Origin of the sequence: Opacimonas viscosa (assembly GCF_024199005.1) — a bacterium.
In the GTDB taxonomy this organism is placed as follows: domain Bacteria; phylum Pseudomonadota; class Gammaproteobacteria; order Enterobacterales; family Alteromonadaceae; genus Opacimonas; species Opacimonas viscosa.
The window spans coordinates 1-2095 of the sequence record NZ_JANATA010000043.1 but is presented as its reverse complement, the minus strand read 5'-3'; the positions used below and the strand labels follow the sequence as shown (position 1 = coordinate 2095).

Annotated in this window: 3 protein-coding genes; all 3 read left to right on the top strand. The window is 40.4% G+C overall.

Annotation, left to right across the window (positions count from 1 at the left end; translation table 11 throughout):
- The coding region (locus NLF92_RS12595; RefSeq protein ID WP_254102529.1) for an RHS repeat-associated core domain-containing protein at positions 1–1200 on the top strand (1200 nt) is incomplete at its 5' end.
- Positions 1201–1391: 191 nt separating this feature from the next.
- Positions 1392–1766, top strand: coding sequence for a hypothetical protein (locus tag NLF92_RS12590; protein ID WP_254102527.1), 375 nt, complete (start codon positions 1392–1394; stop codon positions 1764–1766).
- Positions 1767–1796: 30 nt separating this feature from the next.
- Positions 1797–2095: hypothetical protein (locus tag NLF92_RS12585; protein WP_254102526.1), on the top strand; the 299-nt coding region annotated here is incomplete at its 3' end.

The following is a 2095-nucleotide window of genomic DNA, read 5'->3' as shown; positions in this document are numbered from 1 at the left end:
TTATCCACTCACTCGCTGTTTGCACAAGCAATTTACCATGCACCGTCGCATCAAGGCTATACTGGGCACCATGAGCTTAGTGATGTGGGTATTGTGCATATGGGCGGACGGATATATGATGCGAGCTTGGGCAGGTTCATGCAGGCTGATCCGTTTATTCAAGCGCCGAACAATACACAGAATTTTAATCGGTACAGCTATGTACTGAACAACCCCCTTCGTTATACAGATCCGAGTGGATATAACTTTTTTGAGAAAATAGCTAGACCATTCAAAAATGTTTTTCGCTCAGTATTTAGGGCTATAGGTCAAACGGCAAGTAAGTGGCTAGTGAATATTGGCTCCATGTTTTGTGGCCCAGCATATGCTGCGTGTGTTGCAGCTGGAAACTATGACATTGCAAGAGCATTTGGTGCAAATAAAACAGGAGCATTAAGAGGAGCGTTTAGTTCAGGCGTTATGGCTTATGTGGGAGGGCCACCTAGCAATATTAATATCGTACAAATTGCCGCTGATATCGTTGATCCTAAAATTGGCCGTGTAGTTAATTTCTTGTATAACGGATTTGATTCAAAGAGTTTTGCGAACACAGCACTTAATTTAACTCATGAAGTGAAAAACTATTATGTTTCGAAGGAGATAGCAAGGTTTGCTAGGAAAAATGGAATGACATTACAAGAGTTGAATGCTTTGTTGACGCTAAATTCATTTGTAGGAAAAAAAGTGACGGGTTCAAGAATGAGACCTTCCAAAGATGGAAGTAAAAATGATATTTTTGGCTTCACGTCACGAAGAGGGGGTTTAATTGAGAATAATACAGTTGCTGGGTATATTGGGGTACTTTGGGATGTGAACGATACAATTTTGGGTTATCAAGGTCTTTTGGATGCTGTAGGTCATGATTTCATTGTTAATGGAACTGGCAATATTGGTAACTGCCATAGTTTAGGAACCCTTACATGTAATAACCTTGTCGCGAGAGGTTACGCTGAGTCAGCAACATTAAACTCTTTGCCATTTGGAAACATTGCCGTAGGCGCTAACGCAAGACAAACAAGGTTAGGTTATGGTGATCCGATAAACTTTTTTGGGTTCGGGTTGCTTTTAAATCCGCTATCACATGGCACACCATGTAGTGGAGAGGGATTTGGTTTTGAATGTCACGGATTTGATGATAACTATAGCGAGTTGACGTTGTGAATTGTTGTAGACTATTTGCACTCGCATTAACACTAACTGTTGTTTCATGTTCATCAACAGAATATGTAAATCATATTGATATGTTTGATGGTAAGAACACATGTTATGAAGTTAATCAACGCAGTTTTCTATATTCACTAAATCAATGCACGAGTAAGTTAATCAACTGCTCTGGAATCCAAGCTTATGGAGTGCAAGATAAATTCACGGATTTAAAAAATAGATATGCTCCATCTAATGAAGCTGAGTTAATTAAAAATAAAAAACTTTGGGAATACAGGATTGATAAAGCAGCTTTAGTTGGTGGCTCAAGTGGGAGTAAATTTCTAGGTAGTGTAGAACCAAAGACTAAGATCAAAATTACCGGGGCATATTACGTAAATGATAGTACTATAGGAAATTTCTGGTATGTGCTGGCAAAAATTGTCGATGGGGAGCATGTTGGAAAGACAATAGAACTTTCGTCACCTTATCACTTATTACCACCTGCTTGGGTAAATAGAAGCTCTAAAAGTGAAGCACCAGTGATTAATGATAATTTCCTCTCATATTGTAGTAGTGATTAGTTTTCCAAAAAAGGACCCTAACACTTAACCATGAGGTACAATGCGTTAGGTCAGCTCAGTGAAGCGACCTATCCAACCGGTACCAGCACGTTTACGGTCAAACACGAATACGATGATGTGGGACAGATGCGTCGTTTACGCCATGTGCAAAGCGACACCGTGTTGTGGCAAGCGACCCTGTTGAATGATAGTGGGTTATTAGCCCAAGCCACCTTTGGTAACGGGCTGAGTACGGATTATGGCTACACCATTGAAGGCATGCTCGACTCAGTGAGGATATGGCGCATATCGTCTAGCTTTGGCCATTTAAAGCGGTGCTTTTGTAACAC